The organism is Bacillus badius NBRC 15713 (assembly GCF_001591605.1).
Lineage (GTDB): Bacteria > Bacillota > Bacilli > Bacillales > Domibacillaceae > Pseudobacillus > Pseudobacillus badius.
Genome location: NZ_BCVF01000011.1, coordinates 46212 through 72935 on the forward strand (window position 1 = coordinate 46212; position 26724 = coordinate 72935).

General features: G+C 44.8%; 23 protein-coding genes, 1 other RNA gene and 1 riboswitch. Of the genes, 2 read left to right on the forward strand and 22 right to left on the reverse strand.

The window, feature by feature from the left end; all coding sequences use genetic code 11:
- Positions 1-90 precede the first annotated feature (90 nt).
- From BBA02S_RS07740 to BBA02S_RS07815, 15 genes are all read right to left on the reverse strand, one after another.
- Entirely contained in the window at positions 91-927 is an 837-nt protein-coding gene (locus BBA02S_RS07740; RefSeq protein ID WP_041096865.1) for a sulfurtransferase, read from the reverse strand.
- A gap of 15 nt (positions 928-942) precedes the next feature.
- Positions 943-1170, reverse strand: coding sequence for a hypothetical protein (locus BBA02S_RS07745; RefSeq protein ID WP_306305172.1), 228 nt, complete (start codon positions 1168-1170; stop codon positions 943-945).
- Entirely contained in the window at positions 1151-4792 is a 3642-nt protein-coding gene (locus tag BBA02S_RS07750) for a dynamin family protein (RefSeq protein WP_041113328.1), read from the reverse strand. The genes BBA02S_RS07745 and BBA02S_RS07750 overlap by 20 nt, the downstream gene beginning before the upstream one ends.
- 696 nt (positions 4793-5488) lie before the next feature.
- Positions 5489-6796: a nucleobase:cation symporter-2 family protein gene (locus BBA02S_RS07755; protein ID WP_041096869.1), complete on the reverse strand. Its 1308-nt coding sequence runs from the start codon at positions 6794-6796 to the stop codon at positions 5489-5491.
- The gene (locus tag BBA02S_RS07760) at positions 6793-7377 is read right to left on the reverse strand and encodes a xanthine phosphoribosyltransferase (protein ID WP_041096871.1); all 585 of its coding nucleotides are present in this window, start codon (positions 7375-7377) and stop codon (positions 6793-6795) included. Before BBA02S_RS07760 ends, BBA02S_RS07755 begins: the two co-directional genes overlap by 4 nt.
- 120 nt (positions 7378-7497) lie before the next feature.
- Positions 7498-7599, reverse strand: a riboswitch (purine riboswitch).
- A 127-nt stretch (positions 7600-7726) separates the two neighbouring features.
- On the reverse strand, positions 7727-8563 hold the full coding sequence (locus tag BBA02S_RS07765; RefSeq protein ID WP_041096873.1) for a cytochrome c oxidase assembly protein: 837 nt from the start codon (positions 8561-8563) through the stop codon (positions 7727-7729).
- Between the two features lie 197 nt (positions 8564-8760).
- On the reverse strand, positions 8761-9903 hold the full coding sequence (locus BBA02S_RS07770) for a THUMP domain-containing class I SAM-dependent RNA methyltransferase (RefSeq protein ID WP_041096875.1): 1143 nt from the start codon (positions 9901-9903) through the stop codon (positions 8761-8763).
- A gap of 105 nt (positions 9904-10008) precedes the next feature.
- Positions 10009-10404: RNase P RNA component class B (gene rnpB, locus BBA02S_RS07775), an RNA gene on the reverse strand.
- Positions 10405-10476: 72 nt separating this feature from the next.
- Positions 10477-10800 carry a cell division regulator GpsB gene (gpsB, locus tag BBA02S_RS07780; protein WP_041096877.1) on the reverse strand — a complete coding sequence of 108 codons (324 nt, stop codon included), beginning with the start codon at positions 10798-10800 and terminating at the stop codon, positions 10477-10479.
- 82 nt (positions 10801-10882) lie between these two features.
- Complete coding sequence (locus BBA02S_RS07785) at positions 10883-11443, reverse strand: SLOG family protein (RefSeq protein WP_041113327.1); 561 nt, start codon at positions 11441-11443, stop codon at positions 10883-10885.
- 643 nt (positions 11444-12086) lie between these two features.
- On the reverse strand, positions 12087-13322 hold the full coding sequence (locus tag BBA02S_RS07790; protein WP_041113326.1) for a ribonuclease H-like domain-containing protein: 1236 nt from the start codon (positions 13320-13322) through the stop codon (positions 12087-12089).
- 15 nt (positions 13323-13337) lie between these two features.
- Entirely contained in the window at positions 13338-15605 is a 2268-nt protein-coding gene (locus BBA02S_RS07795) for a DEAD/DEAH box helicase (protein ID WP_041096883.1), read from the reverse strand.
- A 114-nt stretch (positions 15606-15719) separates the two neighbouring features.
- A complete protein-coding gene (locus tag BBA02S_RS20245; protein WP_082040182.1) occupies positions 15720-16085 on the reverse strand; it encodes a YppG family protein in 366 nt (121 codons plus the stop codon).
- Positions 16086-16146: 61 nt separating this feature from the next.
- Positions 16147-16500: a DUF1798 family protein gene (locus BBA02S_RS07810; RefSeq protein ID WP_041096887.1), complete on the reverse strand. Its 354-nt coding sequence runs from the start codon at positions 16498-16500 to the stop codon at positions 16147-16149.
- Positions 16501-16709: 209 nt separating this feature from the next.
- Positions 16710-16931 (reverse strand): hypothetical protein, encoded by a 222-nt coding sequence (locus tag BBA02S_RS07815; protein WP_041096889.1) that lies wholly within the window; start codon positions 16929-16931, stop codon positions 16710-16712.
- A 394-nt stretch (positions 16932-17325) separates the two neighbouring features.
- Between BBA02S_RS07815 and recU the strand changes: the two genes are divergently transcribed.
- Both recU and BBA02S_RS07825 read left to right on the forward strand, forming a co-directional pair.
- Positions 17326-17931 (forward strand): Holliday junction resolvase RecU, encoded by a 606-nt coding sequence (gene recU / locus BBA02S_RS07820; protein ID WP_041096891.1) that lies wholly within the window; start codon positions 17326-17328, stop codon positions 17929-17931.
- 53 nt (positions 17932-17984) lie between these two features.
- The gene (locus BBA02S_RS07825; protein ID WP_082028122.1) at positions 17985-20759 is read left to right on the forward strand and encodes a transglycosylase domain-containing protein; all 2775 of its coding nucleotides are present in this window, start codon (positions 17985-17987) and stop codon (positions 20757-20759) included.
- A gap of 48 nt (positions 20760-20807) precedes the next feature.
- On the opposite strand, the gene BBA02S_RS07830 is transcribed toward BBA02S_RS07825, so the two are convergent.
- The 7 genes from BBA02S_RS07830 to BBA02S_RS07855 all read right to left on the reverse strand — a co-directional run bounded on the left by BBA02S_RS07830 (position 20808) and on the right by BBA02S_RS07855 (position 26717).
- On the reverse strand, positions 20808-21302 hold the full coding sequence (locus BBA02S_RS07830; protein ID WP_156141435.1) for a YpoC family protein: 495 nt from the start codon (positions 21300-21302) through the stop codon (positions 20808-20810).
- Entirely contained in the window at positions 21299-21952 is a 654-nt protein-coding gene (nth, locus tag BBA02S_RS07835; RefSeq protein WP_041096895.1) for an endonuclease III, read from the reverse strand. The genes BBA02S_RS07830 and nth overlap by 4 nt, the downstream gene beginning before the upstream one ends.
- A 14-nt stretch (positions 21953-21966) precedes the next feature.
- A complete protein-coding gene (locus BBA02S_RS07840) occupies positions 21967-22656 on the reverse strand; it encodes a DnaD domain-containing protein (protein WP_041096897.1) in 690 nt (229 codons plus the stop codon).
- 198 nt (positions 22657-22854) lie between these two features.
- Entirely contained in the window at positions 22855-24147 is a 1293-nt protein-coding gene (gene asnS / locus BBA02S_RS07845; RefSeq protein ID WP_041096899.1) for an asparagine--tRNA ligase, read from the reverse strand.
- Positions 24148-24420: 273 nt separating this feature from the next.
- Positions 24421-25623: a pyridoxal phosphate-dependent aminotransferase gene (locus BBA02S_RS07850; RefSeq protein ID WP_041096901.1), complete on the reverse strand. Its 1203-nt coding sequence runs from the start codon at positions 25621-25623 to the stop codon at positions 24421-24423.
- A 35-nt stretch (positions 25624-25658) separates the two neighbouring features.
- The gene (locus BBA02S_RS20250) at positions 25659-25829 is read right to left on the reverse strand and encodes a YpmA family protein (RefSeq protein WP_065849527.1); all 171 of its coding nucleotides are present in this window, start codon (positions 25827-25829) and stop codon (positions 25659-25661) included.
- Between the two features lie 81 nt (positions 25830-25910).
- Positions 25911-26717 (reverse strand): ComEC/Rec2 family competence protein, encoded by an 807-nt coding sequence (locus BBA02S_RS07855; protein ID WP_041096903.1) that lies wholly within the window; start codon positions 26715-26717, stop codon positions 25911-25913.
- Positions 26718-26724: the final 7 nt, after the last annotated feature.

Consider the following 26724-nt stretch of genomic DNA (forward strand, 5'->3'; position numbering starts at 1 on the left):
CTCTCTAGTATTCTATCACAAGTATCCCGGCAGTTAAGCAAAGCCAAGAGAAAAGCTGCCCGTTGCTGACAAACGGAGCAGCTTTTCCATTCACTGTTTTTCCTTTTCTACAGGCAATTCTTCATAGGATGACCAATCACTGTAGCTTCCGGCATACAGGCGGACATGAGCAAAATCCGCTTGCTTCAGGGCAATAATATTGGGAGTGGCCGACACGCCCGATCCGCAATACACAATAACCGGCTGGCTTGGATCCAGCTGTTTAAAGCGTGCCTTCTGTTCCTCCGCGCTCTTCCAAAATGAATGGCGAAGCCCTTCTTGGAAAAAGAAATTGACTGCAGTAGGGATATGTCCTGCTACCCGATCAAGCGGTTCTACTTTTCCGGCATAGCGTTCCGGCGCACGGGAATCAATGAGCACGGTTCCATCTTTTTCAAGAGCTGCCCTTTTTACTTCTTCAATAGAGACGAGCCAGTCATGCCGCACATTCATAGACAAGCAGCCTTCTTTTGGGACAGGTACCTCAGTTGACACCGGAAGCCCTTGTTTCTCCCACTCAGAAAAACCGCCATCAAGAATATAAACATGCGAGTGGCCGATATATGATAACAGCCACCAAAAACGCCCGGCAAACATGGCATCCCCGTTATCGTAGGCGATAACAATGGTTTCATCTGTAATTCCATAAGACTCTGCTGTTTTGCGGAACGCCTCTAGGTCAGGAAGCGGATGACGGCCGCCATGAATGTTCTTTTCCCCTGACAAATCCCGATCAAGATGAGCATAGAAGGCCCCAGGGATATGAGCTTTCCCATATTCTTTTTCGCCAGCTGCCGTATCTGCCAAATGAAAGCGGCAGTCCACGATGCAAACATTTGAGTCATTCAAGCGCTCTGATAACCAGTTAATCGAACGGATATATTTCACGTTGTCCTCTCCTTTTTACTCATCATCGGAATCGCTGATCATATCAAGCTTCTTCTTTAACAGTTTAACCACTTGGTCTTTCGGATTCCAGCAATTAAACTGATAAGCCGGTTTCGTTTCATATTGCAGGCGGGCACAATAGTAGCGCATGCCTTGCTCCGTTTTCAGCGGCTGAAAATGCCGGCAAGTGGCACAGGCGTGAAAATGATCGATAATTGCCTGTTTACGGGCGTTCGAGCTCAACAAGCGTCTGCTCCCATTCTTCGATATTCTCTGCGGCACCAAGCACTTGCAGCCAAGCAGCAAATTGCTCGTCAACGTCGGAAGTCGCTGTATCCGTCATTAACCGCAGCCCTTCTGCCGCTTCTTCAAGTGCCCATTTGCTAAGCTTGTCTTTTTCTTCGGCCAAGTAACGATCGGCGAGTTCTCCTAAACGGCTATACAGCTTTTCTTGCATGAGCTGCTTGTCATTTTTCTCAAAGAAGGCTTTCGCATTCTTAAATAAAGACAGAGCGTCCGCAAATGCTTCAGGTGTCATTTCATGAAAAGCCACAGGGAATTCAGGAGTTTCTCTCGATGGCCATTCAATAGCCGAAAATTGCAGCTGCGGCTGAATAGACTGGCTATGCAGCTTCAAGGCTTCGTATTTCTCTGAAAGCAGCTTATGTGCCTGCTTTTCAGCACGCAGACTGGTCGCTCTCATTTCCTGCGCCAAATCATAGCCGACTGCTTCAAGCAATTCTTTCATGGCTTCACTTAAAGCTGCTTTTATTGGCCGGCTGCCATTGAGCGCTGCCGGATTAAACGCCTCTTTAAAGAAATCGGTAAAACGGTAGAAAACACGTTGCTTCAGGTAGAAAACAAGCTCATCTATCTCCTGGATCAGGCGCTTTTCTATTAATTGGCCTGTTTCCTTGTTAATATAGCTGCTAATATCATTCAACTGGCTATCCAATTCCGCTTTTTTCTGTTCACGATTATCACGGTTTTCTTTCGCCGTCGCAATCAGCTGGCGAAGCTGTTCCAAACCGCGCAGCCATTCGGCCTCTGCCGATTGGATCGCCATCTCCGCCAAGTCTCCTTGTAAAAACTGGTGAAAATCTTGTTTAAACGGACGCAAATTCGAATGAGGATGATCCAGCTCCCCCCGCTCAATCTCTTGAATCGCCTGCAGGCTGGATACCCCGTGAATGCGCGGGAAGCGGATGCCATACTGCAGCAGCTGATCTTTCACATAATTAATGACTTCATCAACCTCTTCATCGCTGCTTGCTAAGTCAATCGCATTCACAATAAAAAACATTTTATCAAGCTCAAACGCATCTTTGACACGGCCCAGCTGGATAAGAAATTCACGGTCTGCTTTTGAAAACGCGTGATTATAATAAGTAACGAACAAAATAGCGTCCGAATTTTTAATGTATTCAAAGGCAACTCCCGTATGCCGGGCATTGATGGAATCTGCCCCCGGCGTGTCAACGAGTGTGACTCCCTGGCGCGTAAACTCGCAATCATAATATAAATCAATCGATTCGACAAAGCAGCTTTGTTTCTCATTGGCAACAAAGCCTTGGAATGCCGGCAGATCCACGCAAAGCGTTTTTCCGAGATGCTCCTTATATTCCTTGTAACCCTCATAGAAAGCTTTCAAAAAGGATAAATGAATATTTTCGCGGCCTTCTCCGTCGGTATTTTGCAGCAATCCGGGAATTCGCTCAAAGGCATCGTCAAGCGACTGAACCGTTTGCTTGAAAAATTGCAGGGACTGCTGCAAGTCAATGAGCATTTGCTGTTCAGTTTTCAAATGCACATTCGCCGTCCGATGAGCATTTCCCTCGCTAGGCGGGTGAATACGGTTAACAGCGGCGGTTGTCGGGTTTGGCGAAACCGGCAGCACCTTTTCGCCGAGCATTGCGTTCGCGAAAGAAGATTTTCCAGCGCTGAAGGCGCCAAATAAAGCAATCGTATACTCGCGTTCCTCCAGGCGGGCAGCCTTTTGCTTCAATCCATCGATGAAGCGGTGAAAGCCTGGAATGCCAGCCAGCTTTGTGCCCATTTTTTTCAATCGGGCAGCCGTTTCTGCTACCGTGCCAGCCGGCTTTCCAACGGGCACAGGAACGCTTTCTTCTTCTCGTTTTTTCTCCTCCGCCAACGGAGCCGCGAGCTCAGCAGCGATCGCTTCATCAAAAACAGTGACTTTGCTTTGCTGCTCTTCCCATTGCTTGACAAGTGTTTCATATAGAGCAGGAAGAGTGATCTGATCTTCTGCGAGCAGACCGCGGATTTCCTGCTGCCGCTGCTCTGCTGCGGCTTTTAGCTGACTCAGTTGTTGAACAGCGTTAAGCTTCTCATGCCATACTGACCATCTCGCCTGAAGCTCCTGCTTCTCCGCAGCAAAACGCTTCTCCATCCGTTCAGCAGCTTTTTCTTTAATAGCGTCCGTTAACCGGCGTGCATTCTTCTTCAGTTGTCCGGCTAGGTCGTCCGTGTACGTAAGAACGTAATCCCCGGTAGCCATTGCTCCTGATTTCACCATGCCGGTAATTAATTGTCCATCAACCGGCACTGTCAGCTCTTCTGCTTCCAGCTGCAGCTCATCATCATTGAGTCCGCTTGATTTCAGCCAGCTGCTTACTTGCTGGCGCAGATGCCATTCAAGCTGAGTTTCTATTTTTTCCTTTAAATCAGCAAGGAAGCGCTCGCACCTTCTTTGCCGTTCTTCTTCTGTTTTCTTCTTGCTGAACAGCATCCCCACTTTAAAACCGGGCTGGACAGCTTCTAAGAACTCTCTTGCCAATTCGCGCGTGGAAGCCGGCATTAAGTAAGCATTTTTCAACACCTTTTCCCGGCCCTCTTCCAATTCGCGAACCAGGGCCTGTGCATCACGCTTGTCTAACTGCTCTTTAGCTTGCTGTTCTTTCTCAGCAATCTCTTGCTCATTCCATTCATCACCCAGCAAAGACAGCAGAGCTTCTTTTGTTTCGGCCTGTTCTTCCTTTAGCCAGGCAAGGTGTTCGCTGACGAGCCGGTTCATCATTGTTTCGGCAGAGCGGAGGGCAAGCTCCTCCCTGTCCGTCATGCTTTCCTGAATCAGTTCCTTCACTTCCTGAAAATCATTATGCGGCAAGGAGCGTTCTCTTAAACTTGTAAAGAAAAACCGCTCCGGCTCGACTCCCCAAGCAGCAAAAGACGTATGCACAGATTGTTGAAACGCTTCAAAGGAAAGCTCTTCTTCCCGATGCTTATCAATCTGGTTAATGATTAAGTACAGCTTTACTCCATGTGCCAGCAATTCCTTTGTATAGATAAAGTTTAATTCCGATTGCACATGGTTGTAGTCCATCACATAAAACACCATATCGGCTAAATGAAGGGCAGACTCCGTTGAGATGCGGTGGGCATCATCTGTCGAATCTACACCCGGTGTATCCATAACCGTTACCTCAGACGGCAAATTAGAAGTGCTATGGCCAATCTCAATTGCTTCCACTTCTTCCCCGTTTTTGCAAAACTCCTTTACCCTTTCAAAATCGTAAGGTGCCTTGAAAAGAAGGGGCTGCTTGTCCTTATAATAAACTTTGGCAAAGTCCTCGGAAGCATGATGAATCTTCACGAGGTTTGCGCTTGTCGGAATCGGGCTGGACGGCAGCAGGTTTTCCCCGGTCAATTCATTGATCATCGTAGATTTGCCGGCTGAAAAGTGACCGCAAAACGCCACAATGAATTCTTCATCATGTAACTTTTTTAAAAATAATTTGGCCTTTCTAGCCCTCTCTTCATCACCGGCCCGTTGAAAGATCTCGAAAAGACCGACTGTTTTTGACATCATTTGAGTCATCGTTTGCTCAATGGCTGCTACTGACATTCTCATAATTCTCCTTATATAAGTTTCTCATCTGTGAATAAGTTTCTTTTATTGTAAACGATTTTCGCCAACTTTCCCATACGAAAAAAAGAAGGCGTTAGAGCCTTCTTTTAAACTGCCGATAAACTCTTCGCTGAAAATAGAGATTGGCTGCAGCCTTTTTTGTTTTGGTTATAAATGGGGACTGTTGATTTCCATTTCAGGTGCTTCCTTTTCCGCACGGTCCCCCCTTAGTTTTCAATTAAAAAGGAGTTCGGAATATGACCATTCCCGAACTCCTTTTAGTTCTATTTAGTTACGCGGTGCTTGCGGTTTGCCGACACCGTCGATCACATATTTCATTACGCCTCCATATGCTACAACTGTTGCCGCTACAAACATCCAAACCATGAAAAAGCACCGTCCTTTTAATTAATAATTTTTAATTAACGCTGAGAATAATTTTCATCTTCAATTACATGTTAACACGACCGATAATGATTTTCAATCTTATTTTATAATTTTTTAGTCACAGGAAGCAATCAGGAGGATGTTTTAACCTCTAGAGGCTCTCGTCTCAGTCTTATTGTTTGACAAATCTTTAGAACCATTCAATAAACAAAAATTAGTTTTGCTTCTTGAATTGAAATAAGAACACAAACACATCCCCCTTTCTTGGCTGGGAAAGGGGGATGTGATGAAGAGCACCTTGTATGGTCAAGACACTTTTGATTCTGTTAATTGAACGATCTTCTTGCTTTTCCGGCCAATCTCATTAAATAAAATATTTAAGAAGATTGCTGTCAAGCTGCCGGCAACAATGCCGTTGCCCGTTAAGACTTGCAAACCAGACGGCAGCCCGGCAAACAATTCAGGCACCACCGTAACGCCAAGGCCCATGCCGACTGAACAAGCGATGATTAATAAATTTTCCTGAGAGGACATATCCGCCCGGCTCAACATTTTAATTCCTTGCGCAACCACCATACCAAACATTGCTACCATGGCTCCGCCAAGAACGGCGGACGGAATAATCGTCGTCAAGGCGCCGATCTTCGGCACAAGACCGAGGATCACTAAAAAGCCGGCGGTATAATAAATGACCGTTTTTGACTTAATGCCGGATAACTGCATGAGACCGACATTTTGGGAAAATGCGGTATAAGGAAAAGCATTAAAAATAGCGCCAAGCGTATAAGCAAGCCCTTCTGCACGGTATCCTTTTGCTATATCTTTTTTATCAATTTTTTGCTCGCAGATATCCGAAACAGCGAAATAAACGCCTGTTGATTCCACCATGCTCACAACAGCCACCAGAATCATCGTTAAGATTGAAGCCCATTCAAATGTCGGCAGCCCGAAGTAAAACGGCTGCACCATATGGACAAGTTCTGCATCTTTGACTGGCGAAAAGTCTACTTTCCCCATAAAAGCGGCAATAACTGTTCCAGCGAGCAATCCGATTAACACAGCAATCGAACGGACAAATCCATCGAAAAAGCGGAATAATGCAATAATGATAAATAAAGTAGTAAATGCCAAAAAGATGTTGGCTGCAGAACCGAAATCAGCACTGCCTTGTCCGCCGGCCATATTGTTCATCGCTACCGGGATTAAGGTGACACCAATAATGGTAACAACCGAGCCGGTGACAACAGGCGGAAAAAAGCGGACAAGCCGGCTGAAAAAAGAGGAAATCAGCAGGACAAAAATCCCCGAGACCAGTATCGCCCCGTAAATCGCTGAAATTCCATGCTTCTGGCCGATCTCCATCATCGGTCCAACCGCAGTAAACGTACACCCTAGCACAACCGGAAGGCCAATTCCTACAAAACGCCCTTTCCACACCTGAAGAAACGTCGCAATGCCGCACATAAAAATATCAATCGAAACCAAATAGGTCAGCTGCTCCGCTGTCAAGCCCATAGAACCGCCAACGATCAACGGAATGATGACTGCGCCCGCATACATCGCAAGCACGTGCTGGAATCCTAATGAAGCGGATTTGAGAATAGATGGCTTCATGCGAGGACTCCTTCCGCAAATGTCACTTTGCCATCTGCTAGTGATTGGACTCTGGCAAGAGACTCTACCCGGACATTCTTTTCAAGCAGCAAATGCCGGCCGTTCTGGAACGCTTTCTCAATGACGATGCCGATGCCGGCAACAGAGGCGCCCGCTTGTTCAGCAATCTCCAGCAAGCCAAGTGCGGCTTGTCCATTGGCAAGAAAGTCATCAATAATCAACAAATGATCTTCTTCTGTTATAAAAGATTTAGAAACGGCAATTCGGTTTGTTTCCTGCTTCGTAAACGAATGAACATCAGCTGTATATAAATTTTCAATTAATGTAAGCGATTGACGCTTTCTAGCAAAGACGACAGGCACGTCAAGTTCAAGACCAGCCATCACACTAGGAGCAATCCCGCTTGATTCAATCGTTAAAATTTTAGTGATTTTTTCATCAGCAAAACGGCGGGCGAATTCTTGTCCGATTGCTTTCATCAGCTTCGGATCCACTTGATGATTTAAAAAAGAATCTACTTTCAGCACTTGATCTGAGAGTACATTTCCCTCTTTCACGATCTTATCTTGTAAACTTTTCATTTTATATCCTCCTCAACTTTTTCGATCTTTTGGACAGAAAAAACCCCAAAGATCATGTCATTCCTCAATTACTGAGTGAAGCAATGCCCTTTGGGGGTTGAGAAGGCAACAAGAAAGAATGCCCTTCCACTGCTCACTCATAGTCAAATGATTTACGGTCATTCGGTAGAAACTTGCAGGCCCTATTCCTGCGATTATATGAGCGAATGCTTTGTTTAGTTGTATTCACAATTATATCAGCACACATGAGAATTTCAATGTTATTCACGAACATTTTTCGATTTTTTCTTAAATCATTCGCAATTTTCGGTAAAATACAAAAACGGCTGGAATATTTCCAGCCGCCTCCTTACTTTTTCATCGGAGCATTTATCGCTTGTCCCGGATAAAAGGGAAAATCATCATCCGGCTCCTCCTCTTTCTTTGCCCATCTGGAAATAAGAAGGAAAAGCGCAATCCCGTAAGAAGCAAGCTGAATCCCCTTCAGCACGCCTCCTGCCAGCTGTTGATCCTGCAAGGCCGTCAAGTTAGGCAATAATTGTTGGCCAGGTCTATAGACTTCATAAAAAGGGCTTTCTGCAACCAGCAGGAAAATTCCGATCGGCAAAAGCAGCAAAGACGCTACAAAGACATACATCACCCGCACAGACTCAGATAAGCGATTCATCTCAGGCAACGGTGAAATAATGGTCCACCACATCAGGAAAGCAGCTCCAAGCATAATAAGCTGAGCGCTTCCTAACAGCAGTGTATGCTTTTGCAAGAAGTTAAAAATGTCAGGGGCCAGATAAACCGATAACAGCAAGCTAAATAAGAGCGCTGTAACCCACGGATGGGTAAACAGCTTTAACACAAATCTTGTGCGATAAGACCAAAAGAAAGACCGCAAGAACTCTTTGGGCAATCCTAAAATAAAAAGCGGCGGCACAACAAACAGCATAACCGTCAGTTCAACAACATGCGCGCTAAATAATTCCTCTGCCGCAATAACAGCAAACGGGCTGCCTACGAAAAGATAAAATAAAATCAGAGCTGAATAAAAATAAAATCGCTGCATTCGCTTAAATACATACTTGTCCGAAGAAACTAATCTTGCATACAGAAAAGACAAGATCCCTAAACAAACCAAATAACCGGCTCCCCATAGTTGAAACCAATTCGCATCAGAAACAACATTTCCGATCACTTCATTGCCCTCCCACGTAATTAAATAATCAATCCGCTGTTCTTTATTCTGTATTTATTCGTGCAGACAAAGCCCCTGTTCTTACTATTTTCTCTATTTTAGCAAAGATTCGCCGCTTTGCTAGGCTCTTTTGGACGGAACTCTATCTATTTGGCCGTTGGGCGAACGGGGGCACAAGACCCCCTGGCTAGTGTAAGTTAATCTTTTTGTCTTGGCGGGCGCTTTCCCCAATACTGGTAATAATCCGTTCGAATAAACCCGTTAAAGAGCTTCCGTTTTTTCGTCGCTTGCTTGCCGTAAAATTGTTCAAATCCTTCATGAGATGTCAGCATATATACAGACCACGTATCGTAGCCGGCCAGCGCTTGGCCCATCTCCTGATACATTTGCTCCACTTCCGGCCGGTCTCCGAGACGTTCACCATAAGGAGGGTTTCCGACGATCACTCCATATTCTTTTGAAGTCGAGAAATCTTTGACATTCATTTGTTTAAATTGAATTAAATCAGCCAATCCTGCTTCGAAGGCATTTTTTTGCGCCACATCAACCATTCGGTGATCGATATCACTGCCCGTAATATCTAGAGGCTGATTATAATTGGCTACATCTTCCGCTTCCACTCTCGCGTTCTCCCATACCTCTTCGCCCATCCAGTGCCACTCTTCCGAGACAAACTCCCGATTAAACCCTGGAGCGATATTCTGACCAATCAGGGCTGCCTCTATCGGGATGGTGCCCGAACCGCAGAACGGGTCAACAAACGGGCGGTCGGGATGCCAATTTGTCAGCTGGATAAGAGCAGCCGCCAGCGTTTCCTTTAACGGGGCGCCTCCTTGAGCGATACGGTAACCCCGGCGATGCAGACCAGCACCGCTAGTGTCAATTGTAAGTGTGGCTTTATCTTTCAGCAAAGAAACTTCAATTTTAAATAAAGGACCGGTTTCTTGCAGCCATGTCTGAATTCTATATTTGTTTCTCAGGCGTTCAACAATTGCTTTTTTTACGATGGCCTGACAGTCAGATACACTGAATAAAGTCGATTTCACCGATTTCCCTTGCACTGGAAACTCGGCTTCCTTCGGCAAGTACTGCTCCCATGGCAGCGCCTTCGTTGCTTCAAACAACTGATCAAATGTGGTTGCTTTAAATTCACCAACAATGATCTTTACACGGTCAGCCGACCGCAGCCACATATTGCAGCGGGCAATCGCTGACTCATCCCCTTGAAAAATAACTCTTCCATTATCTGTTTGGCATTCATAGCCAAGATTTTTCACTTCATTCGCCACAACTGCCTCGAGCCCCATTGCGGCTGTAGCCATTAATGTATAGGTTGGCATCCAATCACCTGCACTTATAGAATTATGTATTCATTAAAAAAACAGCCATATAGAACAAAAGCTCTCCATAAAGGAGAGCTTGTGAAATTATATCCCATAATAACGTTCTGTAAGCCATGTTCTGTACCATTGTACTGCAAGCGATCAGGGATGATCTTGTACTCCGGTGGTAATCATCTATCTGCGGATGTTCTAAAAACAGCCGCCCCTCTTATTGTTCATTTCCTTAAAGAGGGTGCCCCTACCTAAATTTGGGTTGCTCACTCGCGGGGTTTACCTCGTTCCACCTTTATAATTTCTTATAAAGCTACGTCACTGTGGCACTTTCAAGGTAATCATGCCATATCCGAAGACTTAGGCATTTTCCCTGCCGTCAATCCAGCCGGAGCCGAACTGCCCTAGCTTACTTTTTCGCTAGGCACGAACACTACAGGCATCTCAGCACTGTGTGAGCATGGACTTTCCTCTGCAGCTAAACAGCTGCAGCGATTACCCGAACGCTATTATTGTCACCTGCACTATTATATAGGAAAAAACCAACTAATGCAAGAGTTTGTTCAGCTGCACAGCTACTTATTCGTTGTACAGCTTATCCCCGAAGACGTGCCGCTCTAGGTTGGACAAGCGCTTCAGAATATCGAAGTTTGTTGAACCGGCAGCTGGCTGCGGAGCCGGAGCCGGAGCAGGCTGCGAACGGCGCATTGTCGTTTCACTTTGTTTCTTCAAGCGCAGATTCTCCTGCTGCAGCTCTTCGATAGCTTGATGAAATGCCTCGTAGTCCTTAATAATTAAATCAAGAAACTGATCCACTTCATCTGGGTTATAGCCTCTCATAGAAGTTTTAAAGTCTTTTTCTAAAATGTCCTTCGCTGTCAGTTTCACTTTATTAGATAACATTCCCGTCATCACCTCAATATATTCCAAACCGTGTTGCATTTATTTTTTCAAAAACAGGCGCATTTGTCAATCTATTCAGCCCTTAATCCCAGTCTGTTTCTTTCAACTGTTCCTCTTCTGTAATAAATTGCAAATCATAAAATGTTATTTGGCGAATCTCAAACGGATGCTTCTCTTGAAAAGCCCGGGCCATATCCCACAAATATTGAGGAGATCCCGGCTTTTCGTCATCATAAATTGCCAGGAGGCCAGCTGCTTTTCGCAAAAACAATTGATTTTTATTTCGAAATTGTGACGGGCTCTTATACGGCTCCTTCGATATTGAATCGACAAAATCAGCTTTGGCGAGAATCGCTTCATAATAGTGTTGGGTTTCTTCTTTCCAATTTTCCTGCTGCTGCGCAAACGGAGTAAGCACAGCAAGTTTAACATGAGGAACTTCCTCCTTCAACTGAAACAGCACCTCTGCCGCCCAGCACTCGACACCAAGCTGGCCGCTGATCAATAGCCATTCCATGCCTTCATCAAGCAGGCGCAGGAGCTCCTTTTCCAGCGCTTTTTTGATAAAGAATACAGCCGGATCATTTTGTTTAAAGATGCCAAGCTCATAAGGCTTATACCCTGCTACTGTCCAAACAGACATTGAAAAACCCCCTTTATCGCATAATAAAAAAGCAAGGGAAAGCCCTTACTTTTTTATCTGCCTAACAGCCAAATGGCCAGCGAGAATTCTCCCCGCACAACAGCTGCTGATATACACATTCTGAGCAAAAAATTGGGTATGCGGATCATAATGCTGGTGCTAGTATGTTTGATGATTAATGTTGGCCATGTGTTGGATAAAAGTGCGGCACAATAAATTGCTCAAAGATGTAATTTTCACAGCACATCGGCGGATGACTCATCACAGGTCATACTTTGGGCCGGCTGCAATGCATCCTTCCATCCCCTATTTCTATATAGATCATCTGTGCAGAAAGAAGGGAACACGCATTTTTTAAATAGTTGTTTTACAAAAAGCTGGAAAAGCTATCCTTCATATTGGTCATGAAAAAAGCAGTTAAGCCGACAACAACAAAAAATAACACAAGTAAAGCGCGATACACGTTCATTCCACCCCATACATATTTTCTCTTATGTTTTTTGTACCATTCTACATTTTACAGCCTTTTGTCATAAGAAACAATAAACATCTGGAATTTATTTTGGCGAAAAGAACAAAACTTTGTCGTTTTTTTATTGTTAAAAGTCGAAAAGAAGTAACTATCTACAAACTGTCATCTTGCTTATCTATTTATTTTCTTCATTAACCTTGTTTTTCTTTTATCCAAATCCTCTTCCAGCCGCTTATTTGTCCCGTTACAAAGACTGCTTGCTGCTTCTGCGTGCTGCATCGCCTTCAAGAGCTCCTTCTGCTTATGCTCGTAATATTTACTCAGCTCAATATGCGCTTCTATTCTTTCGGACAGCGCTCCTTCCTCGCAGACGGCATCCCATAAAGCAACTGCTTGAGCCCAGTTTTTTTCCCTCTTATAGTGAAAAGCTAGCGCATGGCTGGCCATCGCCTGCACTTCTTTATCCTGCTCATCAACAAGCTTTCGGTAAGCACCGGCTGACAGCTTTTTTTCGCCGACTGCCTCAAGCCATCGTGCAACTTCAAATTTTTCCCGGCTCGTCCGGTCTTCCCCTTCCTCCAAAATATGAAGGCTCACATGGGTGTAAAGGGTAATGAGCGTTAAAATATCTCTTTCATTATGCTCCATGACCTTCAATATACCTTCCGGCTTCCGTCTTTCTACATAATCAAAATAAATCATTGGCGCTAAGTAGCCGGGGATATCTTCTGTACGGCAAATATCAAGCTTTTCCTTCTCAACATTTACCAGTTTGACAGCCTCCATTGAATGTTTCCATAGTCTTCTAGAAGCGTGATATAAATCAAAGTGGCCAAACCCCGGGAGCTTTGGCACATGCTCACGAACGAGTGTATGCCGGGTTTTTACTTGCGGCCAGTCGAAGGATTTTCCATTATACGTGACGAGCGTCGTGTAATCTACTTTCTCAAGAAAGCTTGAATACAGCGCCACTTCATTTCCCGGTGCCGGCAAAAAATGCTGGCGCACCACGACCTCCTCCCCCTGGATTCTGGCGTAGCCGAGCAAGAAAATGATATTCCCGGTTCCTCCGCCGAGACCGGTAGTTTCCGTATCGAAGAAAAACAAATCCGACACCTGATGCCCTTTCGCAGATAATGGATGGGCTCCTTCCCATTCATTCCACTTGGCTACAGCCTGCTTCACTTCAGAAAACCGGTGCCGGCCATGCTGGAAAGAGAGCGGATACCTGACTTCGCGAATGAGACACCATTGATCATCAAGCACATAAGGCGTTGCTCCAGCTCTTTCCCATTCATCCATATAAGGGATATCCGGCTGCTGAACAAGCGGTTTTTCTGCAGGCTTATCTTGTTCTTCTCTGATAATATGGCGTTTCATCCGTTGAAGCTTTCCGGATAATCCCATTTCACTTGACTCCTCTCATAAGAACATTTTCAACAGGCGGTAAGCATCTTCCTTCGCCGTAGGAAAAGCAGTGTCGGTGCCTATGCAGGAAGGACAGCCTTTTGGACAAGGGCAATGACGAATGAGCTCTGCCGCTTGGTTGATAATTTCGCTGAATTGATTGAAAACTTGTTCACTTAGCCCGATGCCGCCCGGGTAATGATCATAGACGAAGATTGTCGGCTTCTCATTATGGCTGGCTTTTACTTGCGGCACAATATGGATATCATTCGGATCGCACATAGCAAATAAAGGGATAATTGCTTTTAATGAATGGGCTGCTCCGATGAGGCCGTTCTCTACTCGTTCTTCTGACAGTTCCTGGACATTGTTATCGAGCGACATCCATACCGCATTCGTATGCAGCTCTACCTCCGGCAAATGAATCGGACCGGAACCAATGTTTTCATGCGTATCAAATTTAATCTTTTTAAAAATAGTGGCCATCGCATGAACAGCCACATCCCCGTAGGAAAACGCGGCCGTCCCCTTTTCCTGCTTTTTGTCCTCCTCCAGCACTTGAAGCTGGACCGCCAGATTCGCATCTGTAAAATAATCCACATCCACTTCGCGAACATAGGCTTTCTTCTCTTCCCAGTCCAGTTCCTCCACTTGGTATTGGACTCCCTGATGAAGGTAAATCGCTTCATCATGCAAGAGGGTCATCGCGCTGAATGTATCCATTTCTCCGATCACTTTATGGCCAGCTGTTACAGAAATGTCAATAATAATCACATTTTCCTGTGAAGCTGAACGCAGACTGATATTATGAGCCGGAAATGAATCATTCATCCAAAACCATTGTCCTTGATTCTCATGCAGCACTCTCTCTGCTGTTAAGAACTCAAGCACCTCTTCAATATCTGTTTCCCCGAATGATTCTCCTTGTTTAAACGGCAGCTCATAAGCGGCACATTTCAAATGGTCAATAAGAATGACGAGATTGTCAGGATTAATCCGAGCTGTTTCAGGTGTGCGTCTAAAGAAATAATCTGGATGGTCAATAATAAATTGATCGAGCGGATCAGAGCTTGCTACCATAATCACAAGAGACTCCCCATGACGGCGCCCCGCTCTGCCGGCTTGCTGCCAGGCACTGGCAATCGTTCCTGGATAACCAGTCATTACACAAACTTGGAGTTGGCCGATGTCGACTCCAAGTTCAAGCGCATTCGTGCTGACCACTCCATAAATATCTCCATTCCTCAGACCCTTCTCAATTTCACGCCGCTGCGTGGGCAAGTATCCTCCGCGATAGCCTCTGATCGATTTCGCGCCGAGTTCGTTTTTCACAAGTTCCTGCAAGTACGTCAAAAGAATTTCCACGCGCACCCGGCTTCTGGCAAATACGATTGTTTGAATTTTATTTTTTAGCATTTCGCCAGCGAGCCGGCGGACTTCCAAAACCGCGCTGCGCCGAATATTCAACGGCTTATTGACAACGGGGGGATTGTAAAAGACGAAGTGCTTTTTCCCGGCTGGCGCCCCATTTTTATCGATTAGCCGGATAGATTTCCCGGTTAATGACTCGGCAAGCTCCAGCGGATTGGCAATGGTAGCAGATGTGCAAATAAATACTGGATCGCTCCCGTAATAGCGGCAAATTCGCTGTAAACGGCGCAAAACATTTGCCACGTGGCTGCCGAATACTCCCCTGTATATATGAAGTTCATCAATGACGATGTATTTTAAGTTCTCAAATAATGCGACCCATTTTGTATGGTGCGGCAAAATTGCCGAATGCAGCATATCTGGATTTGTCAGAATGACTTGTCCCGCTTTGCGTACTTTTTGGCGAATATTTGCCGGCGTGTCTCCGTCATACGTATAGCTGTGAATTGGCAGACCCACTTCCTGAATCAATTCATTGATTTCGCTTTTTTGGTCCTGCGCAAGTGCCTTCGTCGGAAACAAATAAAGCGCCCGCGCTTTCTCGTTTTCGATCACCGCTTGCATAACCGGCAAATTGTAGCAAAGTGTTTTTCCAGATGCTGTCGGCGTAACAGCTACGAAGCTTTCTCCCCGCCTTGCTGCTTCATAGGCCAGCAATTGATGCGTATATAACTGCTCAATTCCTCTATTGTTTAACGCGGCTGCAAGCTCAGGAGCAATGTCAGCCGGCAGCGGAACAACAGCCGCTTCTTTTTCTGGTATGGTGTGCCAATGAATGATATTGGAACGGACTGCTTCCTCCTGCCTTAGCCAGTCGATGGCTTCTTGCAGCGTCTTTCTCCCAAATTGCATGCTCTCACCTCTTCTTCATTTTAGCGAACAAACGATCCATTTGAAAGAAAAAATGACTGTTTTCGTCCCGCAAAAAAGCCCTGAAGGCATCATTCTCCTTCAAGGCCGGATTATTTATACTTTCAGCCACCCAGACATATCCTTCACAACCTTTGACAATTGCGATACCGTATTCACCATCATTCCCGCTGTATCCATCGCTTTATTAATGTCAAATGTGCCATCTTTATTTTGAAAGGATTTCAATAGAGCAGACTGGCTGCTGCTTTTGGCCGATCCCATGTTTTGCGTCATAGAAGCAGAGGGCGCAAACATTGAATACGGTCCTTCTTGCATTGGCATTTGGTAAAGCGGATGGCCCCACAAATCCCCCGGAAATTGGGAATAACTGGGCGAAGAAGGTGTGTGGCCAGGATAAGCCGAAGGTGAATGATAGGGATAATGCCCAGGATATGGGTACACCTGACTCCACGGATTCATCTTTTTCCCTCCCGCAACATTCGTTACAACATGGTATGCGAATTCGCTGAAAAGGTGACCATCACGTTAATTCTTTTATTAACTGATGCAACACGAAAAGAGTTGACTCAACGTAATTTCGAAAACGTTTAAAGCTGGTTTCCGGAAAAAACGCTTGTACTGAAATCAACTCGATATTCTCTACCACCGCTTTCATTTGCGGATAGTGGATATGGCGAAAGCGCCTCGTTTGCAAACAAGCGGTCAGTTCCTTCTCCCACTCTCTCGACCGCAAGCGGGCTTGGTCCGCAAAAGGTTTGACTTCTGCATAAAAATCCCCTTTTTCTTGTTTTTCCCTCGCTAAGTGATAACGGCTATTGGCACGGGTGACAATCTCTATCAGCTGCTCTGTCAATTCTTGAAGTCGGCTCATCATTTATTCTCCTGTTCACCCTGTTATATTTTAATTAAGCTTTGGCTCATGCGCATAAAGAAACTCATTTAATCGAACAAAAAGAAAACAACAGAGAAAGTCATCGTCTCTTCATTTCATTCAAATGAGTCAACACGCACATCGCTTATTTTACGATTTTATAAGTTTTTGGGGGAATCTTCAAGAGATCGTTTCTTCATTTCAATTATATGTTAAAAGGATTGGACCATCTTGTAGGCAGGACCGGCAGACAACAAGAATTCAGCTCCTTCTTCCAGCTGGCTCATGCGCGCCATCACCGCCTCCTTTTTCTTCCAAAGGCGTGAATAGTGGGCTTTGTGCATCACAGCAGATCGTTTATGCAACACTTTCTCGATTTGCTCTACTTGTTCTTCAATCTCATTTAAGGTACGAAGCACTTCTTCTCTTGTCATTCTTCCCACTCCTTTTATAATATTCTTTGCGCTTATTCTCTTGCCCAACTCTTTCTCTCTTTTTATAATGGATTCCTTCTCGGCTGACAAAACTAGGTGTCTTTCGGCAAAGAAAGAACGAGCCGGACAAAAATTTCTTTTGATTCGACAAAGCTTTTATCCCCTAAAAGTACTATGCGCTATGAAATGCAGCCGCGGCGTGAAAAGGTTATAATAAAGAAGCCGGAAAGGTCATATGAGGCCGCTAAACTGCATAACTGTACAAGAGGACCACAGAGGAAGTGAGGAAGAAATTTCACGTCCGGAACGGCCAAAAGGAAAAAATCGTCCTATTTCTCTACCCCGTGTATAATTTTTTCTGTTATGATATGTATTATCTTGTGAGGTGCATGCTATGACAATAAGATATCCGAACGGAAAGAAATATGTGGCGGATACAAAAGCGGCGGCAATGAAGCAGACTCCTTTGCGGGATAGTTATAGTAACAGGGGAATGACGCTTGAGGAAGATTTAAACGAAACAAATACATTCTATCTTGAGCGCGGCCTGGCAGTTATCCATAAAAAGCCGACGCCTGTGCAAATTGTCCAGGTGGATTACCCAAGAAGGAGCGCAGCTGTCATAAAGGAAGCCTACTTTAAACAAGCTTCTACTACTGATTATAACGGCGTATATCGGGGGAAGTATGTCGATTTCGAAGCAAAGGAGACGAGAAATGCAACGTCCTTTCCGTTAAAAAATTTTCATAAACATCAAATTGCCCATATGGAGAATGTGGAGAAGCAGGAAGGTATCAGCTTCGTCATTATTCGTTTTACCTTAACGGAGGAAATTTTCTATCTTCCGGCAAGCCGTTTGTTTGATTTCTGGAACAGAATGGAGAACGGCGGCCGAAAATCGATCACAAAAGCGGAGATTGAGAGCTCAGGCTTTTCGATTCCGACAGGCCTTCACCCCCGTATTCCCTACTTGTCTGTCATCGATAAGCTGTATTTTTAAGATTATGGATCTTAACACTCTTTATTTCCATTGAAAGCGAGGATATTGAACAAATGTCTGATGAATATAATTCACGTATAGAAAGAAGAAAGAAGAAAAAACGCACACCCAAAAACACAGCAGGCGGTGCGAAAAAACCGACTAAAAAGAAATCTTCTTTAGCCAAGAAAATATTTCTTACTCTCGCCGCTGTATTCCTGCTTACTCTTGCTGGCGGCCTTGGCACATTTGCCTTCATGGTGAAAGATGCGCCTAAATTGGATGAAGGATTGCTCCGCGATCCGATTTCCTCAAAAATTTACGATATGAATGGCGACTTTATTACCTCTGTGGGCTCGGAGAAACGTGATTACGTTAAATATGAAGATATTCCTCCCCTGGTAAGAGATGCCATTCTTGCGACAGAGGACGCCCGCTTCTTTAAGCATCACGGGGTGGATGTGATCCGTATTGGCGGCGCGGCCATCAAAAACGTAACAAACGGCTTCGGTTCAGAAGGAGCCAGCACAATTACACAGCAAGTCGTAAAAATGTCCTTCCTGAAGCCCGAAAAAACATTGAAGCGGAAAGCGCAGGAAGCTTGGCTGGCTTACCAGCTTGATAAAGAATATTCCAAAGAAGAAATCTTTGAAATGTATGTCAACAAAGTATATATGTCAGACCGGATTTTCGGCATTAAAGAAGCAGCCAGTTATTATTTCGATAAAGAGCTGGATGAGTTGACTTTATCGGAAGCCGCATTACTGGCGGGTATGCCGCAAAGCCCGAATAACTACAATCCGTTCAATCATCCGGACCGTGCCGAAAAGCGCCGGAATGTAGTCTTGTCATTAATGGAGCAGCATCACAAAATCACAAGCGCTGAAATGACAGCAGCGAAGCAAAAGCCCGTATCCAAGCAGCTTGCTGAAGAAAAACCGGACACCGGCAATGCGAAGAAGTTTAACGCGTATATTGACATGGTTGTAGAAGAAGTGCAGGAGATGGGTGATTACAACCCTTATTCCGACGGGCTCAAGATTTATACAACACTTGACCCAGATGCACAAACTTATATGGAAAAATTACTGAATACCGATGAAATTATTAATTATCCAAGCGAAAATTTCCAAGCGGGGATTTCTCTTATCGACACACAAACAGGAGAAGTTCGAGCGATTGGCGGCGGCCGCAACCAAAAAGTGGAGCGGGGTTTTAACTATGCCGTTGATTTGAAACAGCGTCAGCCTGGATCGGTAATTAAACCGCTAATCGATTACGGTCCAGCGATTGAGTATTTAAAATGGTCTACCTACCAGCAGCTTGATGACCGTCCAGATACTTATTCAAACGGCACGCCGATCCGCAATGCCGGGGGCTCCTACATGGGACCGTTGTCTATGAGAACAGCTCTTGTCTATTCCCGCAACATTCCGGCTTTGCAAACTTATAAAAAAGTCGGACATGAAAAAGCGAACGAGTTTTTAAATAATGTAGGCATTGAACTTTCTAAAGAGCAATCGGAAAACGAATCAAACTCAATCGGTGCCATGAGCGGCATCTCTCCGCTTGATCTGTCCGGTGCTTACGCCGCTTTCGGTAACGGCGGAACGTATATCAAGCCGCATGCCGTTAAGAAGATTGTCTTGGCTGATGGAGATACAGAAGTAAGAAACGATATTAAGCCGAAGAAAGCAATGAGTGACTATACTGCTTATATGATTACTGATATGCTGAAAGATGTCGTTGATGAAGGGACGGGCCGCAGAGCGAATATTCCAGGGCTTCCTCTAGCAGGTAAAACCGGAACAACGAACTATACAGCAAAAGAGAAGAGAGAATGGAACATCCCTTCCTCGGCTTCTCCAGATTCTTGGTTTGTCGGCTACACAACAAATTATACGGCAGCCATTTGGACAGGTTATGAGGATAAAAAAGAATATTTATCGAAAAACAGCCAGAACATTTCAAAAGAGCTGTTTAAAAACTTAATGGATGAAGTATCATCCAAAAAAGAAACGAAAAACTTTAAAAAACCGAACAGTGTGGTTGAGTTACCGATTAAAAAAGGCACAAATCCGGCACAAATCGCCGGCAAAGGCACTCCAGACAGCGAGAAAGTGTATGAACTGTTTATTAAAGGAGAAGAGCCAAAGAAAGTATTCAACGACTTTAAGGAAGAAGATAAAGAAAAAGATAAGAAAGAAGAAACAGAAGGAAAAATCGAAAACCTTTCCGCTTCTTATGATGCAGGTTCTCAGAGCATTTCTGTCTCCTGGTCATTTGGAGGAAAAGGGTCACCAAGCTTTACCGTTTCGTCATCAACCGGCGAATCTAGATCGACCGGCGGTTCATCCGCGTCCTTCGGCGGTGCAGAACCAGGAAAATCTTATAGCTTTACCGTCACAGCAACCGTTGATGGAAAGACAGTGGATACAGCCTCCACTTCGATCACGGTTCCGGGAGGCGAACAGCCGCCAGCTGAAGACGATAGCGAAGAGACTCCGCCTCCAACCGAGCCGGATGATACTACCCCAACCAATCCGGATAATAATGGCGGACAAAATGGGAACGGCGACAACGGGAATGATAATGGCGGAAATGACAACGGCGGAAACAATAATGGCGGAAATGGCAATGGCGGGAACAACACCGGAGGGAACGGCAATGGCGGGAACAACACTGGAGGAAATGGCAATGGCGGGAATACCGGCGGGAACACCGGTGGAACCACTCCAGGAACAGGAGAAACAACAACACCTCCTCCTTCCGGCGGGAACACACAGCAAAACTCACCAGGAGCACAGACGCCTTCTGAAAACCAAAAACAAAGCACTGGTGGTGAATAACCAACAAAAAGTAAAAGGATGTCATGCCTGCATGACATCCTTTTACTTTTACTTTTTCTCTTTCATTGCCGTCTTTTTTGCTAGCAGCTTGTCCTGCTCGATCATAAGCTCGCGCACTTGCCTGTAGGAATGGTAGGAATACGGCCGATGAAAGACAAATGCCAGCCGATCTGCTGCATTGACCGGCTGAACCTCCAGCTTCTTGACTTGCTTGTCCCAGCCGGTCAGCTGAACAGGCTGTCCGTTGCCCCAAAATAGCTTCATTAGAAACAAGGCAATAGCAGCCTGCATCTGGACTTGAGTATCTCGATCCCGCCGTTGAAATTTACTTTCAAGCTCTGCCTTTAAGCGGAACCATTCCCTTTCGATCATGTCCAGTCCTTTGTCCTCAAGCAGCCATGGCTGCCCTTCTCCAGAAAGCTCATAAATGAAAAAAGGAGCCGAAGACAATGACGCTTCGGCTGGCCATTCTACTCGTCCCTTTTCAGAAAAAAATAAGGAATGCTTTAATTGTTCCGGTATCTCCACCTCGCGCTTCATCATCCGCTTCTCCTCTTCATCCGCTTTTGCCCTTCTCGGCATAAATCGAGAAGCGGGCAAATTTCACATTGAGGAGACTGGGCTTTGCAATGATAGCGGCCGAAAAAAATAAGGCGGTGATGAGTAACGGACCATTCCTCTTTTGGTATCTTGCGCATAAGCGTTTCTTCCACTTCTGTCACAGAATCTTTCCAGCGGCAAAAGCCGAGCCGCTTGCTGACCCTCTCGACATGCGTATCAACCGCAATGGCCGGCACACCAAAAGCAACGGAAGCAACCACATTTGCCGTTTTTCTGCCTACCCCGGGAAGCTTCACAAGCTCTTCTTGTGTTCTCGGCACCTCCCCGCCCCTGTCTTCAATAAGCATACGGCACAGCTTTTGGATATTTTTTGCTTTATTGCGGAACAAGCCAATTGAACGAATATCCTGCTGCAGCTCTTCAAGCGGCACGGCTAAATAGTCTTCCGGTGTTTTGTATTTTTGGAACAAATCCTTCGTAACCTTGTTTACTAAAGCATCCGTGCATTGGGCAGATAATAAAACAGCAATGACTAACTCAAACGGATTCGCATGATTTAGTTCACAATGAGCCTCTGGAAACATATCAGCCATCGTATCAAGACAATATCTGATTTGTGCTTTATTCAACATCTCTTTTTCTCCTTTTACTGCTCAAGCCAATTATAGAAAGGTACCGCTTTTTTTGATCGCTGCACTTGATCAGACGGGGATTGGCTTTTGCGAAAACGCTGGCCATATGCTCTCGCCTGTTCAAGCGTTTCAATCCCTTGCTTCTTCCACTCAAATAAAATCCGGTCAATATAGCGAAAATTCAACTTTCCGGAGATAACAGCCTCTCTTAAAGCTGCCTTAATAATGACCGCGTCGTGATGATCCTGATCAATCCAAATCGCAAGCGTCTCACATTCAAGCGGAGAAAGCGGGCGGCCAAACTCCCGTTCAAAACAAGTATATAAATCCTGCTCTTCATTCATCGCCTGATGCAAAGCGGATTGCCGGGATTGCTGCATCATAAAATCCGCAAGCTTCTTCCAAAGCGGTCTTAACGAATAACTTTCAAAACCTAGCGTATCCCCTTGTTCAATCTCCAGTACTTGCTGCTGTATCAATTTTTTCACTACAAGAGAGCATTCACTGGCAGAAATGGTCATACGGGCGGCAAGTTCCTCGAACGTCGGAAAATGGCGTCCCTTTTGTTTGCAAGCAAAAATTTGCAGCAATAAAACAAGTTCAATTTCTGTAAAATCTAATTTCTGATAGTAAGTAAGGAGAACTTGCGGAACACTGATCATTCCTTCGTCCATCCAATTAATTAATAACTCTTTTTGCTCCATGGCAGACACCTCACAATCAAGTATATCACGGGGAAGTTATAAAAATGAGAATTGACAAACGCGAAATTGTGATTTGTCTTTTTTACAACAATGAAAAAGAAGAAAAAACCGTCCTGCTTGTAGAATTTGTTTGACCTACACGCTTGCAGCGGCGGCCAAACAAATTCATTCCCTGACGGCAGGACGGCTTCTTCTTTATTATGGATAGAGACGGTTCAACAAACGCGGGAAAGGAATTGTTTCACGAACATGCTCCACTCCGCTGATCCATGCAACCGTCCGCTCAAGGCCAAGACCAAAGCCTGAATGCGGAACAGAACCGTATTTTCTCAGTTCCAAATACCACTTGTAGGCCTCCGGATCAAGCTGATGCTCCTTGATTCTCTCGCTTAATAACTGCAAATCATGAATACGCTCTGAACCGCCAATAATTTCTCCATATCCTTCAGGAGCAATTAAGTCAGCGCATAAGACCACTTCCTCGCGCTCTTTATCCGGCTGCATATAAAACGGTTTAAGTGAGGTAGGATAATGGGTAATAAATACCGGCTTGTCAAAGCTTTCTGCGATGGCTGTTTCATGCGGAGCCCCGAAATCATCTCCCCATTTGATATCAGTGAAGCCCTTTTCATGCAAAAACTCAATCGCTTTATCATATGTAATGCGTGGAAAAGGAGCTTTCACTTGTTCAAGTTTTGCTGTATCCCGTCCAAGCCGTTCCAGTTCTAAGCGGCAATTTTTAAGGACAGATTGCACGATATGAGCCACATAGTCCTCTTGCACTTTTAAATTGTCTTCAAACTCATAAAAAGCCATTTCCGGCTCAATCATCCAAAACTCAATAAGGTGGCGGCGTGTTTTTGATTTTTCCGCACGGAATGTAGGACCAAAAGAAAAAACTTTTCCCAGAGCCATGGCTGCTGCTTCCATATACAGCTGGCCGCTTTGTGAAAGATAGGCATCCTCTTCAAAATAGCGGGTATGAAATAATTCTGATGTCCCTTCCGGCGCACTGCCTGTTAAAATCGGCGGATCCACTTTAACAAATCCGTGATCATTAAAGAACTCGTAGGTTGCCCGGATAATTTCATTACGAATTTTCATGACCGCATGCTGGCGACGGGAACGGAGCCACAGATGGCGGTGATCCATTAAAAACTCTGTTCCATGCTCTTTCGGTGTGATCGGATAATCAACCGCTTCAGCAATCACTTCGAGACCGGTTACTGTCAGCTCAAAGCCAAACGGGGAGCGGGTGTCCTCTTGAACCATTCCTGTTACGTACAGGGATGACTCCTGTGTCAGTGCTTTTGCAGCTTTAAATAGCTCTTCTCCTACCTCGCTTTTAACAACAACGCCTTGAATAAAGCCTGTTCCATCACGAAGCTGCAAGAAAGCAATTTTTCCGCTGGAACGTTTATTGGCGAGCCAGGCACCAATTGTTACTTCTTGACCAACGAACTGGCCCACTTCCGCAATTGTTATTTTCATATAATATTTCCCTCCAACATATTCCGCGATTCTGATCCATTCGCTTCATATTATACCTGTCTTTCTTCAAGATGTGCAAGAAATGCCTGTCTCCTATCAGTGAAAACAGCCATAGAAGCGATCTGCATGATAAGCTTGGACAGCTTTCCACTTCCCTCTGCGTTCTTGATTTTCAATCAACATCAAAAAGGAGTTCGAAATAAATTCCTTCCGAACCCCTTTTGTTTAGTAAACACCTGGAAATCTATAATGTTTTATGCAAGCTGGTTGCGTTTATTGCTTCTTTGCAGTGGCATGACTGTTCACAAAGTCAGCAATGCGGGCAACCGCAGCTTCAAGCAGTTCAAGCGATGTAGCATAGGAAAGACGGATATTATCCGGCGCACCAAAGCCGCTTCCAGGAATAACCGCCACTTTTGCTTCTTCCAACAGAGCTTTTACAAAACCGTCAACATCGTTGAAGCCAGTGAGCAAAGCGGCTTCTTTCACGTTCGGGAATAAATAAAAAGCTCCTTGCGGCTTCAGGCAGCTGACGCCTGGAATTTCGTTTAATTTACTATGAACGATATTCAAGCGCTCTTCAAATGCTTTTCTCATTTCCTCGACAGGCTCTTGCGTCCCTTCGTATGCAGCGATTGAGCCATATTGTGACACGGCTGTTGGATTGGACGTTGAATGGCTTGCCAAGTCTGTCATTGCTTTAATGACTTGTTCGTTGCCTGCTGCGTACCCAATGCGCCAGCCAGTCATGGAGTGGGATTTTGACACACCATTAATAATAATTGTCTGCTCTTTTAAAGCCGGAGAAAGTTCCGCAATGGACACATGCTTATTTGTACCGTAAATGAGTTTTTCATAAATTTCATCGGAAATGATCCAAATATTATGCTTTAAAGCTACTTCTCCTAGTGCTTCAAGCTCTTCTTTTGAATAAAGCATACCAGTTGGATTGCTTGGAGAATTGATGATTACCGCTTTTGTTTTTGGCGTAATGGCAGCGTGAAGCTGTTCCGGCGTAATTTTAAAATTGTTCTCTTCTTTTCCTTCGATATAAACAGGAGTTCCATCCGCCAGCTTTACTTGCTCCGGATAACTGACCCAATACGGAGTCGGGATGATCACTTCATCTCCCTCATCCAAAATTACTTGAAATAATGTATACAGGGCATGCTTAGCTCCTGTCGTAACGATAATTTCACTGCGTTTATAGGAAATCCCTTGATCTTTCTCGAATTTGCCGATAATTGCATCTTTTAATTCAGGCAGGCCGCCAGACGGTGTATATTTTGTCTGACCCTTCTTTAATGATTCATAAGCCGCTTCAATGATATGATCTGGTGTGTTAAAGTCCGGCTCTCCTGCTCCAAGACCGATCACATCGATCCCTTGCGCTTTCATTTCTTTTGCTTTCGCTGTAATGGCCAGCGTTGTAGAAGGAGTTAATGCTTTCACTCGTTGAGCTAATTGTACGTTCACAAAAATACCTCCACTATCTTTCTATTTTTATTTAATTATGTACGGTAAATAGTAAAAACAGCTTTATCCTTATCTGTCTTATCAAGCGCCAGACCAAACATTAAATCGTTCCGCTTGAGCGTGCGGTTTAATGTATCAACAATCTTATATAAATCCGGCTGGTTCTTGACCGTAACAGAGGATAAAACCTCAATTTTACTTTCCATGCGAATGCCCCCATTCTTTTCTATTATAGCAGGAAATTAGAGCAGGTTATTAATAAATTTTGTGAAAAGTGCGAATCTCGCTTATTTTAAATCAGGGAAGGTAAAAAGCTCATATCCCGCTTTTGTAAATTTAATTATAAGTAATCCATGCTGGTCTGTATAGTAAACGTCAATCCACATTTGATGAAGTGTTTCCATTAATTTTTCATCCGGATGCCCGGCTTTTTGCTTGAACAGGATAGCGGTTTGCGGATCAATGTGCATAAGCAAATCACGGGAAAGGCTTCGAGCCTCTCCGAAATTCGGCACCTTTATAATGTTGCTGTCTTTCAGGGAATGAGACAGCAGCGCCTTTTCAGCCGGCTTGGAAGCGGAAGACATCCATAAGAAACGGGAATCATAGTATTTAATAGAAAAATCGAGTCCTTCGTTCTTTCCCCTTCCATTATGGAGCACCTGAATTCTTACATCCCGGCCGATCTCTTGAATTTCCCCTTCCTTCCATTGCTCATGCGCCAAACGGCTATGACGCCATCTAGCCGGCAAAGGCCAGCTGGTAAACACTTTTTTTAATTTTCGCTTTGTCATCAACTCTTTAATAAAAGACGTTCTCCAATATTTCTTTTCCGTGAGGATCAATCCATCGAGCTTGCTGATCCGAAAGCGGTCCATATATTGAAGAATTTCGGCTTCACTGTCTGGATGACCAGTGTTAATTAAAAAATGACGCCCGTCCGCTGTATGCAAAAAGGCGGCTTCTCCATCCGATAGCGGTAAAAAAGAGAGGGCAAACTCCTCTTCTTCTAAATTCAAATGGATCACGGAGGCCGCCGCACACATCGGAAAAACAAAGAACCAACATATACTGATTGCTAAGACGATTCTCATAACGGCA

Bases quoted from the DNA above. Each gene is read 5' to 3' on its own strand.
- recU (WP_041096891.1), top strand. From the start codon at position 17,326: ATGACAATAAGATATCCGAACGGAAAGAAATATGTGGCGGATACAAAA.
- BBA02S_RS07825 (WP_082028122.1), top strand. From the start codon at position 17,985: ATGTCTGATGAATATAATTCACGTATAGAAAGAAGAAAGAAGAAAAAA.
- BBA02S_RS20245 (WP_082040182.1), bottom strand. From the start codon at position 16,085: ATGAATCCGTGGAGTCAGGTGTACCCATATCCTGGGCATTATCCCTAT.
- BBA02S_RS07840 (WP_041096897.1), bottom strand. From the start codon at position 22,656: ATGGAGCAAAAAGAGTTATTAATTAATTGGATGGACGAAGGAATGATC.
- gpsB (WP_041096877.1), bottom strand. From the start codon at position 10,800: ATGTTATCTAATAAAGTGAAACTGACAGCGAAGGACATTTTAGAAAAA.
- asnS (WP_041096899.1), bottom strand. From the start codon at position 24,147: ATGAAAATAACAATTGCGGAAGTGGGCCAGTTCGTTGGTCAAGAAGTA.
- nth (WP_041096895.1), bottom strand. From the start codon at position 21,952: ATGTTGAATAAAGCACAAATCAGATATTGTCTTGATACGATGGCTGAT.
- BBA02S_RS07815 (WP_041096889.1), bottom strand. From the start codon at position 16,931: ATGACAAGAGAAGAAGTGCTTCGTACCTTAAATGAGATTGAAGAACAA.
- BBA02S_RS07755 (WP_041096869.1), bottom strand. From the start codon at position 6,796: ATGAAGCCATCTATTCTCAAATCCGCTTCATTAGGATTCCAGCACGTG.
- BBA02S_RS20250 (WP_065849527.1), bottom strand. From the start codon at position 25,829: ATGGAAAGTAAAATTGAGGTTTTATCCTCTGTTACGGTCAAGAACCAG.
- BBA02S_RS07855 (WP_041096903.1), bottom strand. From the start codon at position 26,717: ATGAGAATCGTCTTAGCAATCAGTATATGTTGGTTCTTTGTTTTTCCG.
- BBA02S_RS07790 (WP_041113326.1), bottom strand. From the start codon at position 13,322: ATGGGATTATCCGGAAAGCTTCAACGGATGAAACGCCATATTATCAGA.
- BBA02S_RS07795 (WP_041096883.1), bottom strand. From the start codon at position 15,605: ATGCAATTTGGGAGAAAGACGCTGCAAGAAGCCATCGACTGGCTAAGG.
- BBA02S_RS07750 (WP_041113328.1), bottom strand. From the start codon at position 4,792: ATGTCAGTAGCAGCCATTGAGCAAACGATGACTCAAATGATGTCAAAA.
- BBA02S_RS07785 (WP_041113327.1), bottom strand. From the start codon at position 11,443: ATGTCTGTTTGGACAGTAGCAGGGTATAAGCCTTATGAGCTTGGCATC.
- BBA02S_RS07760 (WP_041096871.1), bottom strand. From the start codon at position 7,377: ATGAAAAGTTTACAAGATAAGATCGTGAAAGAGGGAAATGTACTCTCA.
- BBA02S_RS07770 (WP_041096875.1), bottom strand. From the start codon at position 9,903: ATGCCAACCTATACATTAATGGCTACAGCCGCAATGGGGCTCGAGGCA.
- BBA02S_RS07830 (WP_156141435.1), bottom strand. From the start codon at position 21,302: ATGATGAAGCGCGAGGTGGAGATACCGGAACAATTAAAGCATTCCTTA.
- BBA02S_RS07810 (WP_041096887.1), bottom strand. From the start codon at position 16,500: ATGATGAGCCGACTTCAAGAATTGACAGAGCAGCTGATAGAGATTGTC.